Origin of the sequence: Haemophilus parainfluenzae (assembly GCF_003252795.1) — a bacterium.
Classification (GTDB): domain Bacteria; phylum Pseudomonadota; class Gammaproteobacteria; order Enterobacterales; family Pasteurellaceae; genus Haemophilus_D; species Haemophilus_D parainfluenzae_K.
Genome location: NZ_QEPQ01000002.1, coordinates 266,726 through 283,601, shown reverse-complemented (window position 1 = coordinate 283,601; position 16,876 = coordinate 266,726). Strand labels below are relative to the sequence as shown.

Genomic DNA, 16,876 nt, shown 5'->3' with positions numbered 1-16,876 from the left:
AAAAAGTGCGGTCGTTTTGACTGCTATTTTTGTGAAAGGTTCAAGCGGCGTTTTAATAACGTCGTAAAGCCACGTAATAACACAAAAATCAATGACAACACATAAATAGGTAAATTACCTAATGCTGCATAAGGCGTTTTGCCTTCTGTTGGCACCATTTTATGGGTCAGCGTTGTTTCCTCAAATTGAGGTGCTTGCGCTTCAATGTTGCCTTTTGCATCAATAAACACTGAAACCCCTGTATTCGTTGCACGAATTAATGGTTTACCTAATTCGAGCGCGCGCATTCTAGCCATTTGTAAATGCTGCCAAGGGCCAATGCTATCACCAAACCATGCATCATTAGAAATAGTCAGCAAATAATCTGTTTCTTTTTTCAGATTTTCACGAAGTTGCTCACCAAAAATAATTTCATAACAAATAGCTGGCGCAAAAGCATGTTGTTTTGCCATAAAAGATGGCTGTACCGCATCGCCACTTTGGAACGCAGACATTGGCAAATTAAATACGGAATTAAGTGGACGTAACAAACTTTCTAACGGCACATATTCACCAAATGGTACGAGATGATGTTTGCTGTAACGATTTTTTGTCGTCAACTCATAAGGGAAATCAGGATTCCCGGCCGTCACAATCGAATTTAATAATTTACCACTTTGCTCATCGCGATATACGGTACCAATCATTACTTCCGTATTTTTCTCTTTTGCCACTTTATCTAAAGCTTCAAAAAATGGCGTAATCGCATTTTCAAGGGTAGGCAATGCCGACTCGGGTAAAATAATCAAATCAGACTTGCCTAAATGCGCCAAAATTTGTTTTTGATAGATATCCACTGTGGCATAAAGGTATTCAGGATCCCATTTTAAATTTTGCTCAATATTGCCTTGTGCAAGCGTGACAGTGAGTCCTTTACCTTCTTTGGGTTGAACAAAATTCACCTTACCTGCATAAGCACTTAATCCACCCACAACCAATAATAGCAATGCATTCACACTGACCAAATTCAATTGTTTTTTCGATAGTGAAAAAACAAAATTAAAAATGACCGCACTTGCCCAAACGGTAAAGAATGTCATCCCCGTGACACCAAAGATCGGCGCGATACCGTAAAACGGACTGTCGATTTGGGTATAACCAAATTGTAACCAAGGAAAACCAGTAAATACCCAACCGCGCAAGAATTCAGTCAATGTCCAAATCGCGGCAAAAATGACCGCACTTTGCACCTGAAAACGTTGCACTAAATAAGTGAAAAGCATTGGATAAAGTGCAAGGTAAGCCGAAAGTAAGCCCACCAAGAGATAGCTCATGCCAAGGGATGCCCCACCAAATTGATGAATGCTGACATTTAACCAACTTACACCAAAACAGAAAAAGCCCATCGACCACAAAAAGGTGGCAAAAAGTGCGGTTGATTTTTTTGCATTTTTTGCCACAAAAAGTAATCCGCCTAAGGACACATAGGCTAATCCCCAATAATCAAACGGCGAAAAGGCAAATACGCCAATCACACCAGAAATCAGGGCTATAAGATAAACGACTAATTTATTCATTTTATCAATACTACAAAAAAATATTCCCCCTCTTTAGCAAAGAGGGGGCTAAGAATACGGTCAAACTGAATAACTTACTCAGCTTGCTCTTCTACGCCTTCCATATCCGACAAATGCTCATCTGGCACGGTTACGCGTACTTGAATTAAACGGCGACTATCGGCTGAAGTCACTTTAAATTGAATATTTTCTAAGGTAATTTCTTCACCGCGTTTAGGCAAATACCCAAAGGCTTGCATGATTAAACCGCCAATGGTATCCACTTCTTCATCATCGAAATGCGTATTAAATTGCGCATTAAAATCATCAATATCCGTTAACGCACGTACCGCATAAGTGTGACGAGAAAGCTGACGAATATCCGCGACATCTTCCTCATCAAATTCGTCTTCAATGTCACCGACAATTTGTTCGAGAATATCTTCGATGGTCACCAAACCTGATACCGCACCAAACTCATCCACCACAATCGCCATGTGGAAACGCTCAGAACGAAAATCTTTTAACATACGATCAACACGTTTACTTTCTGGCACAATCACAACTGGACGTAACAACTGGGAAAGTTCGAACTCTTCCGCATCTTCACGTAAAAACTTAAGCAAATCTTTTGCGTGCAAAATACCTTCAATATTATCGCGGTCATCCGTATCTGCAATCACAGGAAAACGAGAGTGGGCTGATTCAATAATGGTATTCAAACAGGCATCGAGATCTTGATTCGATTCAATAAATACAATTTGCGAGCGAGGAATCATGATATCGCGCACGCGAAGCTCTGCGATTTCCATTACCCCTTCAATCATCTCACGAGTGTTTTGATCGATTAAATCGTTTTGTTCTGAATCGCGAATCACTTCCACGAGTTCTTCACGGTTTTTCAACTCACCTTGGAAAAAGCGCCCTATAAGTGATTGGAAAAAAGACTTTTTAGTTGTTTCAGTTTGATTACTCGAATGTTCTTCGTTCATAAAATTAAATGTGTTACTGTCGGATTGACTGCGTAAAAAGTAGCATATTTTGACAAAAATCGCAAAAAACTTAAGCTAAATGGCTGAAAATAAAGTGCGGTTAAAAACACCATAGTTTTTAACCGCACTTTCAGAGATTACCTATTTAAACCTAAACTCTGTCCACTGGTAATAGCGTTCACCTGCTTTTTGAATACCGCCATAATTTTGCCATTCTGGGTGGTTTGGGGTATCGGGAAGGCATTGAGTTTCAAGGGCTATGCCACTGAAATCTTGATAAGTACTGTTTGCTCGAGTTGGAGTGCCTGCAAGATAGTTTCCCGTATAAACCTGTAACGCTGCTTGGGATGTGAGCACTTCAAGGCTTAAATCTTCATTAGGAGAAGTCAATAATACGCAAGGTTTTTGCCATGCTTTATTGACGATAAAGGAATGATCATAACCTTTCGTTACCACTTGATCGCCTTGTTGGAAATCTTGTACGATTGGTTTTGCCACACGAAAATCAAAGCTAGTATTCACCACATGTTTTAGTGGTGAATTTGGGATGCCTTCGCCATCAACCGGTAAATAGAAATCCGCATTAAGGCGTAGTGTATGATTTCGTACATCACTGCCCTGCTCTGTATTTTCTAAATTAAAATAAGCGTGGTTCGTTAAGTTCAGCGCAGTATCTTTATCGCTTTCTGCTTCATACTCAATTTTTACGCTATTTTCATCGGTCAGCGTGTAAAGCACATTAACTTGTACATGGCCTTCAAAACCTTGATCTCCATCAGGAGACACAAGAGAAAAACGCACAAAATTCTGACCGCACTCTTCGACTTTCCAACGGCGTTTATCAAAGCCTTCTTTGCCACCATGTAATTGATGTTTGCCTTGATTAGCGACCAGATGGATTGTTCGCTCACCTAATTCAAATTGGGCGTTAGCAATACGGTTCGCATAGCGTCCTACGCTTGCACCCAAATAAGCAGTTTGATGAGGATAATCTTCCACTTTGCAGCCGAGTAACACTTCTCGCAACTCACCATTCACAGGGACTTTACAAGAAAGCCAAGTGGCTCCCCAATCCATAAATTGCACGGTCATGCCATTCGAATTGGTGAGTTGAACAAGTTGATAAGGCTGTCCATCTGGTGCATTGAACACCGTTTTTTCTAGCATAGACTCACTCCTTGTGAGGCTGTGCAAACGTAGAAATCTTCTTTTAAGCCAGTTTGTTTTTCATAATTATCGGCAATGATTTTACGCACAGCTTCGACTTTATCATGAGGAGCAAGGGCAACAATGCAGCCACCGAAACCACCACCTGTCATTCTCGCGCCACCAGTTTTACCAATGACTAATTGAGCGAGTTCAACAAGATAATCGATTTGCGGCACGGTAATCTCAAAATCATCACGCATTGATTCGTGAGATTGCCCCATTAATTCGCCTAATTTTGTTAAATCGTTATGTTTTAATGCTTCAACGGCATCAAGTACACGTTGGTTTTCGGTCACCACATGGCGTGCACGTTTGGCCACTAAAGCATTAAGTGCGGTCAATTCTGCTTCTCTTTTTTGGAATTCTTCTACTGACACATCACGCAACGCTTTCACACCAAAGAATTCTGCGGCTTTTTCACATTGCCAACGGCGTGTGTTGTATTCGCCCGTCACCAAATCATGCGGTACATTAGAGTTCACAATAATAACCGCGACATCTTTCGGCACAGGCGTTGGCTGTGTTTCTAAGCTACGGCAATCAATCATTAAGAGATGATCTTTTTGCCCTAAAGCGGAAATTAATTGATCCATGTTTCCGCAATTTGCGCCTACAAATTTGTTTTCAGCTTTTTGACCAATCAAAGCAATCTCTGTATGTGTTAAAGGTAAATCACTGAGTTGTTGACAGAATTTCCCTGTAGCTACTTCAAGAGCGGCGGAAGAGCTTAAACCAGAAGAATGTGGCACATTTCCTGAAATGACTAAATCAGCACCTTGCTTAAATTGCGGGCAACGCTCTTGAATAAATTTCACGACACCACGCACATAATTCGCCCATTTTTGCTCACTTTGAGAGAAATCTTCATCAAGAGAAAAGGTATCCGCAAGATCAAGATCTGCCGCATAGACATTCCAAATATGATCAGCTCGTTTTGATCCCGCAATGGCTGTACCATAATTGATTGCACAAGGCATCACAAAACCATCATTGTAATCGGTATGTTCGCCGATAATATTTACACGACCTGGTGCATACACCGTCAGTTCCGGTTGCTTGTTATATTTTTGCGTAAAAATGTGTTGGGATTTTTGGACTGGAGTCATATTATTTTCCTTTATCTTTCACACTCCCCCTTAACTCAAGAGGGAAAGGATTTCTTAACGTTCTTTATAATGTACTTCGCTTAACGCACGTAATCTTTCTGCTGCTTGCTCAGCGGTGAGGTCACGTTGGCTTTCACCTAGCATCTCATAACCCACCATAAATTTACGTACTGTAGCTGAACGCAATAATGGAGGATAAAAATGCGCATGAAGCTGCCAATGTTCGTTATCTTCGCCATTAAATGGCGCTGCATGGAAACCCATTGAATACGGGAAAGAGGTTTCAAATAAGTTATCGTATTTCGTTGCCAGTTTTTTCAATATCACGGCAAGATCTTTAGCTTGAGCCTCGGTTAATTCTGTTAAGCGTTTTACATGCACTTTAGGCAACAACAAGGTCTCAAATGGCCACACCGCCCAATAAGGCACTACCGCAACCCAATGCTCGGTTTCCACCACAATACGTTCTTTTTTCTCTAATTCTTTTTGAACATAATCCACTAAAAGTACCGAACCGTGCTTTTCATAATAATTTCGTTGAGCAACATCTTCGCGAGCAACTTCATTCGGCAAAAAGCTGTTTGCCCAAATTTGTCCGTGCGGATGGGGATTGGAGCATCCCATTGCCGCGCCTTTATTTTCAAAAATCTGTACCCACTGATATTTTTGACCCAGTTCACGTAATTGCTCTTGCCACACTTTAATCACTTCTTCAATTTCAAGTGCGGTCAATAATGGTAAGGTTTTGCTGTGATCTGGTGAAAAACAAATAACACGGCTTTCACCACGAGCTTGGCTCATTTGGAAAAGCGGATCGGCTGATTGCTCTGGCGCTGGTGTATCTTCTAATAAAGCCGAGAAATCATTTTTGAATACATAAGGTTTATGGTAATCCGGATTCGGTTCACCTGTAATACGCTTATTACGCGGGCAGAGATAACAATTTGGATCATGACTTGGCTTTTGTTCCTCACTCACTTTTTCTTGTTGCCCCTGCCATGGACGTTTAGCACGATGTGGCGAGACTAAAACCCATTGGTCAATTAACGGATTATAACGACGATGCGGATGATCTGTCGGTTCAAATATGGTTTCGCTCATATTTTTGCTCCAAAATGTAAACGATTACAAAATTCTCTTCATAAGATAACAAATTAAAAAAAATAAACCGTGATCATTATCACAAAATCAGGAAATAAGGCGCTAGTCCAATCACTTTTTTGTGACGAATGTAGCATTTTTGAAAGTAACCGCTTTCAATTTTATTCAAATTTACTATGATAATTGCTATGAAAAAATGAATGAGAGCCCTGTTATGCCTACAATTCGAGATGTTGCTGAATTAGCTTGCGTGTCGGTTGCCACTGTTTCCCGGGTGATTAATCACTCCCCATCTGTGAGTGAAAAAACCCGTTATTCAGTACAACGTGCAATGGAAGTCTTAAATTATCAACCCAATGCAAACGCACAAGCTCTGGCAGTACAAAATACTGATACCATTGGCGTGGTGGTTACTGATGTAACGGATCCGTTCTTTGCTATCTTGGTTAAATCGGTCGATAAAGTTGCTGAAGAGCATCAAAAAACGATTTTGATCGGCATTGGATACCATCATGCAGAAAAAGAGCGTGAAGCCATTGATACCTTGCTACGCAAGCGTTGTAGCTGTCTGGTCGTTCATTCCAAAGCCCTTTCTGACGAAGAGTTACAGCATTATTTAGAAAATGTACCCGGTATGGTGGTGATTAACCGTGTGATTGCAGGCTATGAAAATCGTTGCGTCAGCCTTGATAACCGTCAAGGCACCTATCTTGCCACTGAAATGTTGATTCGTTATGGCCATAAGCACATCGCCTATATTGGTTCCAATCACGGTATTTTAGATGAAACAGAACGTAAGGAAGGCTACTTAGAAGCCTTAGAAGCGCATAACTTCCCCATTGTAGAACAAGCCATTGTGCATAATTCACCTGATTTTGAAGGTGGTGAAAAGGCCATGATTGATTTATTGAGCTACAACTCCAATTTAACCGCTGTAGTGGCCTATAACGATACGATGGCTGCGGGAGCAATTTCCGTTTTAAATGAAAACAATATCAAAGTGCCGAAACAGTTTTCCATTGTGGGCTTTGATGATATGCCAATTGCTCGATATTTGATTCCTAAGCTTACCACTATTCGCTATCCAATTGATTTAATGGCAAATTATGCGGCAAAACTGGCTTTGAGCTTAGTTGACTCGTCTATTGTTACACCGACTGTTGTCCAATTTAATCCAACCTTGGTGAGACGTTTTTCTGTAGAAAATTCAATGAAACCGTGATGGAGATCACAAATTTAAACATTGCTATGTAATCGTTTTCATTTATGTGAGTTTGATCACAGATTAACAATTTTGATTTCGTTATGATGGATTCAGTTGCAATAGATGTACGCAACATTCCTCTATTTGGTATATAAAAATCAACAATAAAATCTCTTTCTCTAATAGGAGCGTTTTTATGAAAAAAACAGCAGTATTAAGTGCGGTCGCTTTAGCAATCGGTTTAGGTTCAGCAACTTCAGGTTTCGCAGCCGATAACCGTATTGGTGTTACCATTTATAAATATGATGACAACTTCATGTCATTAATGCGTAAAGAAATCGATAAAGAAGCGAAAGCCCTTGGCGGCATTGAGTTATTGATGAATGACTCTCAAAATGCACAATCTATTCAAAACGACCAAGTAGATGGTTTGCTTTCTAAAGGTGTAAAAGCCCTAGCCATTAACTTAGTGGACCCAGCTGCAGCATCAACTGTTATCAACAAAGCGAAACAAGATGACATTCCTGTTGTTTTCTTCAATAAAGACCCTGGTGCAAAAGCAATCGGTAGCTATGATCACGCTTACTATGTGGGTACCGATCCGAAAGAATCAGGTTTAATCCAAGGGGATTTAATTGCAAAACAATGGAAAGCAATGCCAGCCTTAGACTTAAACAAAGACGGTAAAATCCAATATGTATTATTAAAAGGTGAACCAGGTCACCCAGATGCTGAAGCACGTACTAAATATGTGATTGAGCAATTAAATGCGAAAGGTATTCCAACCGAGCAATTATTTATTGATACCGGTATGTGGGATGCAGCAATGGCTAAAGATAAAGTGGATGCATGGTTATCTAGCTCTAAAGCTAACGAAATTGAAATGATTATTTCAAACAATGACGGTATGGCATTAGGTGCATTAGAAGCAACCAAAGCACACGGTAAAAAATTACCAATCTTTGGTGTAGATGCATTACCAGAAGTACTTCAATTAATTAAGAAAGGCGAAATTGCTGGTACTGTGTTAAACGATGGCGTTAACCAAGGTAAAGCAGTTGTTCAACTTTCTGCAAATCTTGCTAACGGTAAAGCAGCAACAGAAGGTACACAATGGAAATTAGAAAACCGTGTGGTACGTATCCCTTATGTTGGTGTAGATAAAGATAACCTAAGTGAATTCTTAAAATAAGAAAATCTATTGCTTTTCTTTAATTTTAGGGGGAAAGGAAACCCAAATTCCCTTTCCCCCTTTTTGATGAGGTTGGATATGACAACTCAAACCCAAGACAGTGATGTACTACTGACAATGACGGATGTCAGTAAGTCTTTCCCCGGTGTAAAAGCCCTTGATCACGCCAATCTAACAGTTCGTTCTCACTCTGTTCATGCCTTAATGGGCGAAAACGGGGCGGGTAAATCGACATTATTAAAATGCCTCTTCGGAATTTATGCAAAAGACGAAGGTGAAATTTTATTCTTAGGCAAACCTGTTGATTTTAAAACATCAAAAGAAGCCCTTGAAAATGGGATTTCAATGGTTCACCAAGAACTTAACTTGGTGCGTCAAACTAGTGTAATGGATAACTTATGGTTAGGTCGCTACCCACTTAAAGGTCCTTTTGTGGATCACGCAAAAATGTATCGTGATACCAAAGCGATTTTCGATGAATTGGATATTGATGTTGATCCAAAAGAAAAAGTGGCCAAACTTTCCGTTTCACAAATGCAGATGATCGAAATTGCGAAAGCGTTCTCTTATAACGCTAAAATCGTAATTATGGATGAGCCAACATCCTCACTTTCAGAAAAAGAAGTGGAACATCTTTTCAAAATTATTCAAAAATTAAAAGATCGCGGTTGTGGCATTATCTATATTTCACACAAAATGGATGAAATCTTCAAAATTTGTGATGAAATCACCATTCTTCGTGATGGTAAATGGATTAATACCGTTCAAGTTAAAGGCACCACCATGGAAGAAATTGTTTCAATGATGGTTGGCCGTGAATTGACTCAACGTTTCCCAGAAAAAACGAATGTGCCAAAAGAAGTCACACTTGAAGTGGAACATTTAACTGCAGCGAATCAACCTTCCATTCAAGATGTTTCCTTTAATTTACGCAAAGGTGAAATTTTAGGTATTGCAGGTCTTGTTGGTGCGAAACGTACCGATATTGTGGAAGCCATTTTTGGTGTACGCGAATTAAAAGAAGGGACGATCAAGCTCAACGGAAAAATTGTGAAAAACCATACCGCACTTGAGGCGATTAACCACGGTTTTGCTTTGGTGACTGAGGAACGTCGTTCAACCGGGATTTATTCAAACTTAAGTATTGAATTCAACTCATTGATTTCAAATATGAAATCTTACCTCTCCCCATGGAAATTGCTCAGCAATAAAAAAATGGCGAGCGATACACAATGGGTGATTGATGCGATGAACGTGAAAACACCTTCTCACAAAACAACGATTGGATCGCTTTCTGGTGGTAACCAACAAAAAGTCATTATCGGCCGTTGGCTTTTAACCCAACCAGATATCTTAATGCTCGACGAACCAACTCGTGGTATTGATATTGGGGCAAAATTTGAAATTTATCAGCTCATTCAAGAACTCGCTAAAAAAGATAAAGGCATCATTATGATTTCATCAGAAATGCCGGAACTATTAGGCGTAACAGACCGAATTTTGGTCATGAGTAATGGTCGTGTTGCCGGCATCGTTGAAACGGCAAAAACGTCTCAAGAAGAAATTTTGCAACTTGCCGCAAAATATTTATAAATCATAAAGGAACAAATTATGAGTGCCTTACCAAAAAATAAATCATTCGATTTCTTAAAACAAAATGCGATTTATTTTGTGTTGTTGATTTTACTTGGCATCATCATCGCACAAGATCCAACATTCTTGAATGTTCGCAACTTTAGTAACATTTTAACTCAGTCATCCGTCCGTCTCATTATTGCCCTAGGTGTTGCAGGCTTGCTTATCACTCAAGGTACCGACTTATCTGCCGGTCGCCAAGTAGGTTTAGCAGCGGTTATTTCTGCTACCCTCTTGCAATCAATGGAAAACATGAACCGCGTGTTCCCTGATTTAGGTGAAATTCCTATTCCAGTAGTTATCCTGACTGTTTGTGCAGTAGGTGCTGTAATCGGCTTAGTGAATGGTTTAGTTATCGCTTATCTCAATGTAACCCCGTTCATTGCAACCATGGGTACCATGATCATCGTTTACGGTTTCAACTCACTTTATTATGATGGCGTGGGTGGCTCACCAATCGCAGGCTTCAGCGAATCATTCTCTAACTTCGCACAAGGCTTCTTCAGACTCGGTTCATTCAAATTATCCTACATCACTATTTATGCCGCAATTTGTGCATTCTTAGTATGGGTAATGTGGAATAAAACACGCTTCGGTAAAAATATCTTTGCTATCGGTGGTAACCCTGAAGCCGCAAAAGTATCTGGCGTAAACGTAGCGCGTAACCTTGTTGTGATTTACATGATTGCTGGTATGTTCTATGCATTCGGTGGTATGTTAGAAGCAGGTCGTATCGGTAGTGCTACCAACAACCTTGGTTTCATGTATGAATTAGATGCGATTGCTGCCTGCGTGGTAGGTGGTGTATCTTTCGCTGGTGGTGTGGGTACTGTTATCGGTGTAATCACGGGTGTTATCATCTTCACCGTTATTAACTACGGTTTAACTTACATCGGTGTAAACCCTTACTGGCAATATATCATTAAAGGTAGCATTATCATCCTCGCGGTTGCTATCGACTCCTTAAAATATGCGAAGAAAAAATAATTAAAAACAACGATGAAAATAACCGCACTTTAGCAATAAAGTGCGGTTTTATTTTGAGGTAAATTCTCAAAACAAAAAAGCGAGCCTCTCAGCTCGCTTGATTAATCTCATCAATTACTCGTATTCATCTAACCATTTCAACAAAATCGCTTCCAGAATACTCTCGTTAGATTTCATTGGATCATCATCAAAATCGTCTAGTTCACAAATCCACTTATGCAAATCTGTGAAACGTACCGTTTTAGGATCTAAATCTGGATTACGATCATACAGCTCTTCTGCAATAAGTTGTGCATCAGTCCATTTCATTAGTGAGCTGCCTCATTCGCATGGTTAATATTATATTTAGGGATCTCCACCACTAAATCTTCATCACCCACGACACATTGGCAAGAAAGGCGGCTATCCATTTCTAAGCCCCATGCTTTATCCAACATATCTTCTTCTTGATCGCTAGCTTCATTTAATGAATCAAACCCTTCACGAATCACAACATGGCATGTTGTACAAGCACAAGAACCATCGCAAGCGTGGTGAATTTCCACACCCGCATTATGTGCCACTTCTAATAAGTTATCGCCTGCTGCAGCATCAACCACCATACCCTCTGGGCAAAATTCTTCATTCGGTAAAAAAATCACTTTTGGCATATTACTTTCCTCAATATAAAAAACTCGTTAATTTATAACCACACTTTATTGCTCAATATCTGATACAGATTTGCCTGTCAGCGCTTGGTTAATGGATTTATTCATTCGTCTTGCCGCAAATTCTTGAGTCGCGACATCAAGGGCTTTGATTCCTTGAACGATAGCATGACGTTCTGTTCCTTCTTTTACATCCATTAATTGTTTCAATGCATTTTCAATTTGGTGGAATTCAGCTTCGGTTAATAATTCAGCCCCATCTTGTTGTAATGCCACAATCACGCTTTCAATCACACGATCAGCCTCAACGCGCTGCTCGGCTAATTCACGAGCTTGCATATCATCTTGTGCATTATCAAAAGAAGCTTTAATCATTGCCGTCACTTCTTCATCGGTTAAACCATAAGAAGGCTTAATTTGAATCGATGCTTGGACTTTTGTGGATTTTTCCATGGCGGTCACACTTAATAAGCCATCCGCATCCACTTGATAAGTCACACGAATATGGGCCGCGCCTGCTACCATTGGCGGAATACCACGCAACGTAAAACGACCTAAAGAACGGCAATCATCCACTAATTCCCGTTCACCTTGTACTACATGTACCGTCATCGCAGTTTGACCATCTTTAAAGGTGGTAAATTCTTGCGCGCGAGCCACTGGAATCGTGGTGTTACGTGGAATAATTTTCTCCACTAAACCGCCCATGGTTTCAATACCTAAAGAAAGCGGCACCACATCGAGTAACAACATATCGCTGTCATTCTTGTTGCCCACTAAAATATCCGCTTGAATTGCCGCACCTAAGGCTACTACTTTATCTGGGTCAATCGAGGTTAATGGTGTTCTACCAAAAAATTCGCCCACTTGTTCACGTACGTAAGGCACACGAGTTGAGCCTCCAACCATAACCACTTCTTGCACGTCTTCAGCTTCAACATGCGCATCTTTCAATGCTCGACGGCAGGTTAATAAAGAACGTTTTACCAATGAGTGGATTAATTCATTGAATTGCTCACGACTTAACTCACCTTCAAATCCGCGCCAAGAAATGACCGCACTTTGCTCACTCGTTAAAGCAATTTTAGTCTGAGTCGCTAAGCTCAAAAGTTCACGTTGTTCATTCACATTTTGTGGTTGAATACCCGCTTGTTCAACAATCCAATCGGCAATTAAATGGTCAAAATCATCACCACCTAAAGCGGTATCCCCACCTGTTGCTAAAACTTCAAATACGCCTTTAGATAAGCGTAAAATTGAGATATCAAAGGTACCGCCACCTAAGTCATAAACAGCGATGACGCCCTCTTTTCCGCTATCTAAACCATAAGCGACTGCTGCAGCAGTGGGTTCATTTAATAAACGTAATACATTTAACCCTGCAAGACGTGCTGCATCTTTTGTACTTTGGCGTTGAGCATCATCAAAATAAGCGGGTACGGTAATCACCACGCCAGAAAGCTCACCTGCAAGGCGCTGTTCTGCAATATGATTTAAACGAGATAAAATATCCGCAGAGACTTCAATTGGGCTTTTTTTACCTTGATGCGTGACCAATAATGGCAAGCCATTTTCACTTGCCACAAATTCATACGGTAAATTGGTATAACGAGCTTGCACATCACCAAGACTACGTCCAATCAAACGTTTAACCGAAATAATCGTATTTTTAGGATCAATTGCAGCTTTGGCAAATGCTTCAGTACCCACAAGTTTTTCATTTTCACCATAATACACAACTGAAGGTACAAGGCTTCTGTCTTGTTCATCATTCAGAATGGTGGCTTGACCGCTACGCACTGCGGCAACTAAAGAGTTTGTTGTACCTAAATCAATCCCTACCGCAAGACGATGTTGATGAGGTGCAGCCGTTTGTCCTGGCTCTGCAATTTGGAGTAATGCCATATCTCTTTTTATCTCTAATAATTAATTCGTTAAAAGCTGATTATGCGACTGAATAAGCTTGCGCAAATTTATCTTGTTCGGTGAAACTTGCATTGTAATGCGTTTCAATATTGACTTCGCGTCGCTCGCGCTGATTAATCTCAGTCGTCTTATCTTCCGAAAGCTCTGGTGTAAAAACAATCATGTGATTACCATCGAGTTGTTTTACATCTTCTTGCCAATTTTGCCAAAACAGATTTTGGTAAAATGCTTCAATGTCACTATTTAATGCCCAAGCTAAGAAATCCGTATAGGTAAAATTTAAATCATGCCAAGTTAAGTCTTTCGGCGAAAAATAGTAAATTTTGCCGAGATTATCCCCTAAAGAACCACCATTTAAAGCAAAATATCCCCCAATGACATCATCTGCAACGAGCAAATATTTCGGTTTATCACCTGATTGATTAAAGGATTTGCTGAAATTCCAATCCATTAATCCACGTGGCAATTTAAAACTGCCTGAACCCAATATACGCAACCAACCATGATGGATTAAAATGCCACCCGTTTCATAAATCACCGCGCCCATCGGAGAAGACGTTGGCATTTGCATAGTGAAAAGCTCACGTTCTGCACTAGATTGATCTTTTTTAATCACTTCACAATGATTACGAGCATGATCAATCCATTGGGAAATGGTTCCCCAAGCAGATTTTGAGGCATCAGTCAGTTGTTCTAAAGTTTGCATAATCGGGTTTCATTAGTATGAGGGCTGCAGCCCATTTATCAATAGCGAAAAGGGCGTATTAAACGCCCTCAAGATTATAATTCAAATAGACGTTCTTCTACTTGGCTAATTTCATCCGCCAATTTTTTTAGAAAACGTAATTTATCGCAGAATTGTGCTGCAGTTGACCATTGTTGCTCATTAAGCTGTGCTTCAAGTGCGGTCAACATTTCTTTTGTTTCTTTTTTAACGCGTTTCGCAAAGGATTCTAATGCATTCTCATCCTGGCTTTGCTCAATATTTTCGAGCTCTTCTCGCCATTCTAATTGCTGCATCAAAAATGTGACATCTTGTGTACTCTTTTGTTCTAAATCCTGTGCTTCTCCCGTATTTAACGCAATAATTGCTTCCGCACGTAAAATTGGGTCTTTCAAGGTTTTTAATGCATCATTAACTTCTGTCGACTTTTGCATTGCAATGCGTTGTTCTTGCGCATCTGCTGTAACAAAATTATCTGGATGCAAACTCTTTTGAAGCACTAAATAGCGTTCAGACAAAAGGGCTTGATCAACATTGAAAGCAACGGGCAAATCAAAAATAGCAAAAGGATCTGTCATCTTTATTCCTTAAACATGGAAACTTTCACCACATCCACATGATTCTTTCACATTTGGATTGTTATATTTAAAGCCTTCGTTCAAGCCTTCTTTGACATAATCTAGCTCAATGCCATCTAAATAAACCAAGCTTTTTGGATCGACTACCACTTTCACGCCATGCTGCTCAAAAACAAGATCGTCATCATTGAGCACATCAACGAATTCAAGCACATAGCCTAAACCCGAACAACCTGATGTTTTCACACCTAAGCGTAAACCGATGCCTTTTCCACGATTTTCAAGAAAAGTACGAACTCGTTGCGCCGCTTTTTCAGTGAGTGTTATAGACATATTCTGATCCTTAAATTGATAAAGTGCGGTCATTTTCAACCGCACTTTGATTACTTACCTTGTTTATTTTTATAGTCAGCAATAGCGGCTTTAATTGCATCTTCTGCTAAAATTGAGCAGTGAACTTTTACCGGTGGTAATTCAAGTTCTTCCGCAATTTGACTGTTTTTAATTGCGCCTGCTTCATCTAACGATTTACCTTTTACCCATTCCGTAATTAAAGAACTTGATGCAATCGCTGAGCCACAACCATAAGTTTTAAATTTCGCATCTTCAATAATGCCGCTATCATTTACTTTGATTTGTAACTGCATAACGTCACCACAAGCCGGTGCGCCAACCATACCTGTTCCAACTGAATTATCTTTTTTATCCATCGAACCTACGTTGCGTGGATTTTCATAATGATCAATAACTTTTTCGCTGTACGCCATATTATGTTCCTTTCCTAAATAAGTTGCTATCAGGCGGACTAGCCGCCTTTAAAATTAGTGGGCTGACCACTCAATAGTATTTAAATCAATGCCTTCTTTGAACATATCCCAAAGTGGCGATAATTCACGAAGTTTTGCTACTGCATTACGTGTTAAATTAATGGTGTAATCAATTTCTTCTTCCGTTGTCCAACGACCAAGTGTGAAACGAATTGAGCTATGTGCTAATTCATCATTACGACCTAGTGCACGTAGTACATAAGATGGCTCTAAACTAGCAGAAGTACAAGCTGAACCAGAAGAAACAGCCACATCACGTAATGCCATCATTAAGGATTCACCTTCAACATAGTTAAAGCTGATGTTCAAGTTATTTGCTACGCGGTGTTCCATCGAACCATTTACATAGGTTTCTTCAATTTCTTTCAAGCCATTATATAAGCGATCGCGTAAAGCTCTTATACGAGGAATCTCTGTCGCCATTTCTTCTTTTGCAATACGATAAGCTTCACCCATACCAACAATTTGGTGTACAGGTAATGTACCAGAACGCATGCCACGTTCGTGACCACCACCATGGATAATTGCCTCTAAACGAACGCGAGGTTTACGGCAAACATATAGTGCCCCGATACCTTTTGGTCCGTACAATTTATGACTAGACATTGACATCAAATCAACTGGTAATTCAGCAAGATTAATTTCTACTTTACCGACACTTTGGGTCGCATCTACGTGGAAAATCGTTTTATTTGCACGGCAAAGCTCACCAATTGCTTTAATATCCTGGATCACGCCAATCTCATTATTCACGTGCATAATTGACACAAGAATCGTATCTGGACGCAATGCCGCTTTGAATTTCTCAAGATCGATTAAACCATCTTCTTCTGGATCTAAATAGGTCACTTCAAAGCCTTCACGTTCTAATTGACGGCAAGTATCCAATACTGCCTTGTGCTCAGTTTTACAAGTAATAATGTGTTTACCTTTTGTTTGATAAAAGTGTGCCGCACCTTTAATTGCGAGGTTATCTGCTTCCGTTGCGCCTGAAGTAAACACAATTTCACGTGAATCTGCACCAATTAAATCAGCAATTTGATTACGTGCAATATCAACTGCTTCTTCAGCTTGCCAGCCAAATTTATGTGAACGAGATGCAGGATTACCGAATACACCATCAATGGTTAAATATTCCATCATTTTTTTAGCTACACGTTCATCCACTGGACATGTTGCTGCATAATCTAAATAAATTGGTAATTTCATTTTC

The 16,876-nt window shown here is 40.0% G+C and carries 17 protein-coding genes; 4 read left to right on the top strand and 13 right to left on the bottom strand.

What is annotated here, in order from left to right; all coding sequences use genetic code 11:
- Window positions 1-23: 23 nt before the first annotated feature.
- From lnt to galT, 5 genes are all read right to left on the bottom strand, one after another.
- Window positions 24-1,556 carry an apolipoprotein N-acyltransferase gene (lnt, locus tag DPV81_RS03900; protein ID WP_111386853.1) on the bottom strand — a complete coding sequence of 511 codons (1,533 nt, stop codon included), beginning with the start codon at window positions 1,554-1,556 and terminating at the stop codon, window positions 24-26.
- A 74-nt stretch (window positions 1,557-1,630) separates the two neighbouring features.
- Complete coding sequence (corC, locus tag DPV81_RS03895) at window positions 1,631-2,527, bottom strand: CNNM family magnesium/cobalt transport protein CorC (protein ID WP_111386852.1); 897 nt, start codon at window positions 2,525-2,527, stop codon at window positions 1,631-1,633.
- Window positions 2,528-2,668: 141 nt separating this feature from the next.
- Entirely contained in the window at window positions 2,669-3,694 is a 1,026-nt protein-coding gene (galM, locus tag DPV81_RS03890) for a galactose-1-epimerase (RefSeq protein ID WP_111386850.1), read from the bottom strand.
- Window positions 3,688-4,842, bottom strand: a complete 1,155-nt coding sequence (gene galK / locus DPV81_RS03885) for a galactokinase (protein ID WP_111386849.1) — start codon at window positions 4,840-4,842, stop codon at window positions 3,688-3,690. Before galK ends, galM begins: the two co-directional genes overlap by 7 nt.
- Window positions 4,843-4,896: 54 nt before the next feature.
- Window positions 4,897-5,943, bottom strand: coding sequence for a galactose-1-phosphate uridylyltransferase (gene galT / locus DPV81_RS03880; protein ID WP_111386847.1), 1,047 nt, complete (start codon window positions 5,941-5,943; stop codon window positions 4,897-4,899).
- A 214-nt stretch (window positions 5,944-6,157) separates the two neighbouring features.
- On the opposite strand from galT, the gene DPV81_RS03875 reads away from it, so the two are divergent.
- From DPV81_RS03875 to mglC, 4 genes are all read left to right on the top strand, one after another.
- Window positions 6,158-7,165 carry a substrate-binding domain-containing protein gene (locus DPV81_RS03875; protein ID WP_111387034.1) on the top strand — a complete coding sequence of 336 codons (1,008 nt, stop codon included), beginning with the start codon at window positions 6,158-6,160 and terminating at the stop codon, window positions 7,163-7,165.
- Between the two features lie 178 nt (window positions 7,166-7,343).
- Window positions 7,344-8,339: a galactose/glucose ABC transporter substrate-binding protein MglB gene (mglB, locus tag DPV81_RS03870; RefSeq protein ID WP_049373957.1), complete on the top strand. Its 996-nt coding sequence runs from the start codon at window positions 7,344-7,346 to the stop codon at window positions 8,337-8,339.
- A 78-nt stretch (window positions 8,340-8,417) separates the two neighbouring features.
- The gene (gene mglA, locus DPV81_RS03865; RefSeq protein ID WP_165818956.1) at window positions 8,418-9,932 is read left to right on the top strand and encodes a galactose/methyl galactoside ABC transporter ATP-binding protein MglA; all 1,515 of its coding nucleotides are present in this window, start codon (window positions 8,418-8,420) and stop codon (window positions 9,930-9,932) included.
- A gap of 18 nt (window positions 9,933-9,950) precedes the next feature.
- Window positions 9,951-10,961, top strand: coding sequence for a galactose/methyl galactoside ABC transporter permease MglC (gene mglC, locus DPV81_RS03860; RefSeq protein WP_049373959.1), 1,011 nt, complete (start codon window positions 9,951-9,953; stop codon window positions 10,959-10,961).
- 114 nt (window positions 10,962-11,075) lie between these two features.
- On the opposite strand, the gene iscX is transcribed toward mglC, so the two are convergent.
- From iscX to DPV81_RS03820, 8 genes are all read right to left on the bottom strand, one after another.
- Window positions 11,076-11,270, bottom strand: a complete 195-nt coding sequence (iscX, locus tag DPV81_RS03855) for a Fe-S cluster assembly protein IscX (protein ID WP_014064926.1) — start codon at window positions 11,268-11,270, stop codon at window positions 11,076-11,078.
- Entirely contained in the window at window positions 11,270-11,611 is a 342-nt protein-coding gene (fdx, locus tag DPV81_RS03850) for an ISC system 2Fe-2S type ferredoxin (protein ID WP_005696659.1), read from the bottom strand. Before fdx ends, iscX begins: the two co-directional genes overlap by 1 nt.
- A 45-nt stretch (window positions 11,612-11,656) precedes the next feature.
- Window positions 11,657-13,513, bottom strand: a complete 1,857-nt coding sequence (hscA, locus tag DPV81_RS03845) for a Fe-S protein assembly chaperone HscA (protein WP_111386844.1) — start codon at window positions 13,511-13,513, stop codon at window positions 11,657-11,659.
- A 40-nt stretch (window positions 13,514-13,553) separates the two neighbouring features.
- Window positions 13,554-14,240 carry a DUF2625 domain-containing protein gene (locus tag DPV81_RS03840; RefSeq protein WP_111386842.1) on the bottom strand — a complete coding sequence of 229 codons (687 nt, stop codon included), beginning with the start codon at window positions 14,238-14,240 and terminating at the stop codon, window positions 13,554-13,556.
- Window positions 14,241-14,314: 74 nt separating this feature from the next.
- On the bottom strand, window positions 14,315-14,836 hold the full coding sequence (gene hscB, locus DPV81_RS03835) for a Fe-S protein assembly co-chaperone HscB (RefSeq protein WP_049366375.1): 522 nt from the start codon (window positions 14,834-14,836) through the stop codon (window positions 14,315-14,317).
- Window positions 14,837-14,845: 9 nt separating this feature from the next.
- The gene (gene iscA, locus DPV81_RS03830; protein WP_032822628.1) at window positions 14,846-15,169 is read right to left on the bottom strand and encodes an iron-sulfur cluster assembly protein IscA; all 324 of its coding nucleotides are present in this window, start codon (window positions 15,167-15,169) and stop codon (window positions 14,846-14,848) included.
- 50 nt (window positions 15,170-15,219) lie between these two features.
- Window positions 15,220-15,603, bottom strand: coding sequence for a Fe-S cluster assembly scaffold IscU (gene iscU, locus DPV81_RS03825; RefSeq protein ID WP_005696665.1), 384 nt, complete (start codon window positions 15,601-15,603; stop codon window positions 15,220-15,222).
- Between the two features lie 54 nt (window positions 15,604-15,657).
- Window positions 15,658-16,872, bottom strand: a complete 1,215-nt coding sequence (locus DPV81_RS03820; RefSeq protein WP_049369200.1) for an IscS subfamily cysteine desulfurase — start codon at window positions 16,870-16,872, stop codon at window positions 15,658-15,660.
- Window positions 16,873-16,876 lie beyond the last annotated feature (4 nt).

Bases quoted from the DNA above. Each gene is read 5' to 3' on its own strand.
- lnt (WP_111386853.1), bottom strand. From the start codon at position 1,556: ATGAATAAATTAGTCGTTTATCTTATAGCCCTGATTTCTGGTGTGATT.
- corC (WP_111386852.1), bottom strand. From the start codon at position 2,527: ATGAACGAAGAACATTCGAGTAATCAAACTGAAACAACTAAAAAGTCT.
- galM (WP_111386850.1), bottom strand. From the start codon at position 3,694: ATGCTAGAAAAAACGGTGTTCAATGCACCAGATGGACAGCCTTATCAA.
- galK (WP_111386849.1), bottom strand. From the start codon at position 4,842: ATGACTCCAGTCCAAAAATCCCAACACATTTTTACGCAAAAATATAAC.
- galT (WP_111386847.1), bottom strand. From the start codon at position 5,943: ATGAGCGAAACCATATTTGAACCGACAGATCATCCGCATCGTCGTTAT.
- DPV81_RS03875 (WP_111387034.1), top strand. From the start codon at position 6,158: ATGCCTACAATTCGAGATGTTGCTGAATTAGCTTGCGTGTCGGTTGCC.
- mglB (WP_049373957.1), top strand. From the start codon at position 7,344: ATGAAAAAAACAGCAGTATTAAGTGCGGTCGCTTTAGCAATCGGTTTA.
- mglA (WP_165818956.1), top strand. From the start codon at position 8,418: ATGACAACTCAAACCCAAGACAGTGATGTACTACTGACAATGACGGAT.
- mglC (WP_049373959.1), top strand. From the start codon at position 9,951: ATGAGTGCCTTACCAAAAAATAAATCATTCGATTTCTTAAAACAAAAT.
- iscX (WP_014064926.1), bottom strand. From the start codon at position 11,270: ATGAAATGGACTGATGCACAACTTATTGCAGAAGAGCTGTATGATCGT.
- fdx (WP_005696659.1), bottom strand. From the start codon at position 11,611: ATGCCAAAAGTGATTTTTTTACCGAATGAAGAATTTTGCCCAGAGGGT.
- hscA (WP_111386844.1), bottom strand. From the start codon at position 13,513: ATGGCATTACTCCAAATTGCAGAGCCAGGACAAACGGCTGCACCTCAT.
- DPV81_RS03840 (WP_111386842.1), bottom strand. From the start codon at position 14,240: ATGCAAACTTTAGAACAACTGACTGATGCCTCAAAATCTGCTTGGGGA.
- hscB (WP_049366375.1), bottom strand. From the start codon at position 14,836: ATGACAGATCCTTTTGCTATTTTTGATTTGCCCGTTGCTTTCAATGTT.
- iscA (WP_032822628.1), bottom strand. From the start codon at position 15,169: ATGTCTATAACACTCACTGAAAAAGCGGCGCAACGAGTTCGTACTTTT.
- iscU (WP_005696665.1), bottom strand. From the start codon at position 15,603: ATGGCGTACAGCGAAAAAGTTATTGATCATTATGAAAATCCACGCAAC.
- DPV81_RS03820 (WP_049369200.1), bottom strand. From the start codon at position 16,872: ATGAAATTACCAATTTATTTAGATTATGCAGCAACATGTCCAGTGGAT.